This window comes from Corallococcus sicarius, from assembly GCF_003611735.1.
Classification (GTDB): domain Bacteria; phylum Myxococcota; class Myxococcia; order Myxococcales; family Myxococcaceae; genus Corallococcus; species Corallococcus sicarius.
Genome location: NZ_RAWG01000501.1, coordinates 1 through 4,538 on the forward strand (window position 1 = coordinate 1; position 4,538 = coordinate 4,538).

Sequence of the window (4,538 nt, forward strand, 5' to 3'; positions counted from 1 at the left end):
CCTCAACAGGGCCCCATCCCTCTGATGCGCCGGGGGACGTTCGGGGCGAGGCCGGTCCAGCAGGTCCTCAAGGGGAAGGAGGCAATGTATCACGCGTGAGACACCGCCCCGAACGTCCCCCGGCGCATCAGAGGGATGGGGCCCTGTTGAGGGGGAGGGAGGGTGCAGAGGGGCCGAGGAGGGCCGCTGACGGGGCCGCCCGAGCGATGCTCCCGGCGCACCTGCTTGAGGGACCCAAAATGGCCGCGGTTTGGCGCCTGGAGCGAAGACGCCGTGGAACCTCGTGAGGTTTGCCCGAGGCACCAGGCACCAGGGACGCCAGGCGACGCAGCAACTCCAACCCGGTGAAGAGGAGGTGCGTGGTGCCGTCCGGCAGCGGGCGCTTCATCCGATAGGCGATGCGGCCGTCCTCCGCTCGTGACAGCCGCTCCAGCGCCAGCGCAGCCGTTGCGGCAGGCAGTGCGCCTGGTACGCCTGCAGCGCGTCCTCAGGCCCTTGCGCGGGCAGGGCCCCTCTTTTCTCCAGCAGGCGCAGCACCCGGCGACGCAACGCATCTGGGAGAGAGCACGCCCGGCTCCCGAGGGAAAAGCCGACAGGGCCCGGTCGCTCCAGGCAGATGCCCTGTCCACTCCGCATGTCCGGCATGGTAGGAGCAGGTGCTGTCTGGCCGAGGCTACCGAGGACGTGACGCCATGTGGGTCGAGCGCCTGCTGATTGAGAACATCCGCAGCTTCGAACGGCAGGACATCTCCTTCTCCCAACACCGGAACGGGCCGTATCGTTGGGTGACACTCCTGGGCGAGAACGGGGGCGGCAAGAGCACCCTGCTGCAGGCGCTCGGCCTGCTCCTGGCGGGCCCCGAGGGAGCCCAGACGCTGCTGCCCCGCCCCGTGGGTTGGGTGCGGGACGAGTCGACTCCAGGCCAGCTCCAGATTCGTGTTCGCGAAGGAGACCGGGACCCGGGACGGCTCGGCAAGAAGACGGCGCCCAGGTCGTTCACCTACGGCTTGAATGTGACGGGCCGGGAGCGGCTCGTCATCAAGAAGCAGGTCTACACGGAGCCCACCCTCGTGGAGGAACCGTCGCGAGCGCTGTCATGGCTCCGCGACATCGCCTTTCCTTCACAAGGCGCGGGCTGGTTCGCCGCCGGCTATGGCGCCTTCCGCAGGCTGACGCGCTCCAGCCAGCTCCTGGTGCCTTCACTGGAGCCGCAAGCCCGCTACACGAACTTCATCACCCAGTTCAACGAGGACGAGCCGCTCGCCACCTTCGAGCGCTGGGTCGTCTACCTCGACTACATCATCGCGAAGCATCCCCAGAGCGCCCGCCAACACCGGCGACAGCTCGACCAGGGAATTGCTGCCATCAACCGCATGCTCCCCGAGGGCACCCGCTTCGACAGCGTCTCCGGCGAGGGACGCATCCTGTTTGACGTACAGGGACGCAAGGTCTCCACGCTCGCGATGAGCGACGGCTACCGGAGCGTGCTGGCGCTGGCGGGGGACCTCGTGTGGCGGCTCATCCAAGCGTTTCCTGGAAGCGCCAATCCCTTGCAGGAGCAGGGCGTGGCGCTCATCGACGAACTCGACATCCACCTGCATCCTCGCTGGCAGCGGCACATCGCCGGCTGGCTGCGGGAGCAGTTCCCGGGGCTCCAGTTCATCGTCGCCACGCACAGCCCCTTCGTCGCCGCGGGCGCTGGAGAGGACGCGCTGACGCTCCGGCTGATGCTGGAGAACGGCGCCACCCACGTGGAGAAGGTCGAGACGCCTGCCGCCCTCAGCGTGGACCGCATCCTCCAGAGCGAGGCCTTCGGCCAGCTCTCTCCCTACTCGCCAGAGACCACGGAACGCATCGAGCGCTACGACGCGCTCGCGCGAAAGAGCCGGAAGCGGAGCGCGAGCGAAGAGCGCGAGCTGGCCGAGCTGCGCGCCTTCATCCAGAAGGCCCGGCCCGTGGGTGGGCCGCCCGAGCCAGGCTCACTCGAAGCCAAGCTGGATGCCTATATCGAGCGGACCCTTCAGCCCGAAGGTCGTGGATGATTCGCGTCCACCGAGGCCGGGCACCGGCCGCGCTCGCACGGAACCAGAAGCAGTGGCGGAAGTCGCTCGCGCGGGCGAAGACGGCCGAGCAGCGTAAGCTGGCCCTGCGACGCTACCGGCACGACGACATCAAGAACGCGCTCGTCGCCGCCTTCCACGGCAAGTGCGCCTATTGCGAGAGCTACATCCGGCACGTCGACTACGGCCACATCGAGCACTTCCGCCCGCAGTCGAAGTACCCGGCGAAGGCCTTCGACTGGACCAACCTCCTGCTCGCCTGTGGCGTGTGCAATGGCAGCGCGCACAAGGGTGATGCATTCCCTCTCAAGGCCCACGGCGGACCGCTCATCAATCCCTGCGCGGAGGAGCCGGCGCAACACCTCTCCTTCGAGTACGACCCGGTGGCACAGCTCGCCAGCGTGCGCGGCAGGACGCCACGAGGGCAGACGACGGAGACGCGGCTCGGGCTCAACCGCAACGACCTTCGCGCCTACAGGTCGAAGCAGCTGAAGAAGCTCTGGTTCATCGCCCAGCGTGCCGGGCAGGACCCGGAGGCGCGGCGCCTGCTGGAGGAGGCGGCCTCCCCTTCCGAGCCCTTCTCCGCCTTCGCAGCGGCCCTGCGCGCCGCCGTGGCCTCTTCTTCCCAAGCAGATCAGGATTGAGGGAGCGCCCGGCCAAGGCCCTTGAATCCACCGCGACCAGGTGAGACAACCTCGCGGGACTCCTCGGGTTTGTTTCACGGCGCGGCGCGTAGAACCTGAATCACCGTTCAGGTCGTCACGGCGGGACTGGCGCCCATTCGCAACGGGTTGACGCCGGTAATTACCAAGAAATGAGACTCAATCCGTTCCTACTTCTGCGCCGCGTCTGTCCCCCCCCCCCCGCGGCTAGAGGGGAACGCATGATTTCGCTCGCTTTGCCCATGAGCCTGTTCTGGAGGAGGGTCGCGACGTACCTGCGCGTCCTGTTGACGCAGGTGATCTACATGACCCCGGTCTTCTGGTTCATGGAGCTGGCCCAGAACGTGGCCTGGCGGCAGGTGAATGGAGACTGGGGTTGGGTGTTCCCCGAGTCCCCGTACCACTGGTTCTCCTTCGGCAGCCTCATCCTCTGGGCCGGCTGCGTGAGCCTGCTCTGGAGCCTGCACTTCTTCTGGTTCTACCCGCGCCGCGTGAAGGTGTGGACGCGGCTGGCCATCGCCACCGTCGTCACCTGGGCCGGTGAGTGGTTCGGCGGGTACGTGGCGGCCAACGTCTTCGGCCACCCGCTTCAAGTGTGGCCTGGCTCGCCGCTCGTCTACGTCCACTACAGCGCCATCTTCTTCTGGCTGAGCAACTGCATCGTCTACCACCTGCTCACCGTCAACGTGGTGGACCTCACCCCCGCCTACGACGCGCCGCCCGACGAGGCCCCCGCCGCGCAGACGGCCTGAGCCTCCCGGACACGCCTGAAAGCCCATGGGCTGCTCCCGGACCTGCCCCCAGGTCCGCGGGCGGCCCGTGACGTTTCTCAGGGCCGGTTGACCGCTTCCCGGCACATCCCTATCGTCAACCGGATGGTTTAACGTCAGGAAGAGCGGCTGGATGCCGTGTTCCATGCGCTCGCGGACCCGACGCGGCGGAAGATGCTGCACAGCCTCGCCGGGGGTGAGTGGAGCATCGGCGAGCTGACGGCGCCGTTCCGCATGTCCTTCGCGGGTGCGTCCAAGCACGTGAAGGTGCTGGAGCGCGCAGGGCTGGTACACCGGACGGTGGAGGGACGCACGCACCGCTGCCGACTCGCGCCGGAGCCCCTTGCGGGAGCGCTGGACTGGCTGCGCTTCTACGAGCGGTTCTGGACCGACAGCCTGGATGCGCTCGAGCGCAAGCTGCGCAAGCCCGCCTCCCCTCGCAAGCACGGAGCCTCCCATGAGTGAGCACGGCGGCGTCGTCACCGACATGATTCGCTTCGAGCGCATCCTTCCCGGCCCCATCGAGCGCGTCTGGGAGTACCTCACGGTGCCCGAACTGCGCGGCCGGTGGCTGGCGTCCGGGCCGATGGAGCTGCGTGTGGGAGGGCGGGTGGAGTTGCGGTTCCTCCACTCCTCGCTGTCGTCCCACTTCGAGCCGACGCCCGCCCGCGCGGCTCCAGCAGTTCGAGAACGGGTGCAGCCTGCACGGCAGCGTCACCCGCTGCGAGCCGCCGCGCCTGTTGAGCTACACGTGGAGCGAGGATGGCGAGGTGACCTTCGCCCTGACGGCTCGGGGAGAGGACGTCCAGCTCGTACTCACGCACCGGCGGCTGGAGCGCAAGCAGCTCGTCAGCGTCGCCAGCGGCTGGCACACCCACCTGGGCATCCTCGGGGGCCGGCTCCGGGGCGCGGAGCCCGCGGGGTTCTGGTCCACGCACGCGCGGATGGAAGCGGAGTACACCGCGCGGCTCGCGGAGGGCTGAGGGCCTACTTCCGGCGGCGGCTCCCTCCCGGGCGCGGCACAGTGACGCCACTGAGGGGGAGGG

At 68.4% G+C, this 4,538-nt stretch carries 5 protein-coding genes and 1 pseudogene; all 6 read left to right on the forward strand.

The window, feature by feature from the left end; genetic code table 11:
- Window positions 1–692 precede the first annotated feature (692 nt).
- Window positions 693–2,042, forward strand: coding sequence for an AAA family ATPase (locus tag D7X12_RS39615; protein WP_120630328.1), 1,350 nt, complete (start codon window positions 693–695; stop codon window positions 2,040–2,042).
- Window positions 2,039–2,704, forward strand: a complete 666-nt coding sequence (locus D7X12_RS39620) for a retron system putative HNH endonuclease (RefSeq protein WP_120630329.1) — start codon at window positions 2,039–2,041, stop codon at window positions 2,702–2,704. Before D7X12_RS39615 ends, D7X12_RS39620 begins: the two co-directional genes overlap by 4 nt.
- Before the next feature lie 239 nt (window positions 2,705–2,943).
- On the forward strand, window positions 2,944–3,474 hold the full coding sequence (locus tag D7X12_RS39625; protein ID WP_120630330.1) for a hypothetical protein: 531 nt from the start codon (window positions 2,944–2,946) through the stop codon (window positions 3,472–3,474).
- A gap of 156 nt (window positions 3,475–3,630) precedes the next feature.
- Window positions 3,631–3,957, forward strand: a complete 327-nt coding sequence (locus D7X12_RS39630; protein WP_279637288.1) for an ArsR/SmtB family transcription factor — start codon at window positions 3,631–3,633, stop codon at window positions 3,955–3,957.
- A 22-nt stretch (window positions 3,958–3,979) separates the two neighbouring features.
- Window positions 3,980–4,063: pseudogene (locus tag D7X12_RS45430) on the forward strand (ATPase); the annotation flags it as partial.
- Window positions 4,064–4,232: 169 nt separating this feature from the next.
- Window positions 4,233–4,475 carry an SRPBCC family protein gene (locus D7X12_RS45235; RefSeq protein ID WP_279637289.1) on the forward strand — a complete coding sequence of 81 codons (243 nt, stop codon included), beginning with the start codon at window positions 4,233–4,235 and terminating at the stop codon, window positions 4,473–4,475.
- Window positions 4,476–4,538: the final 63 nt, after the last annotated feature.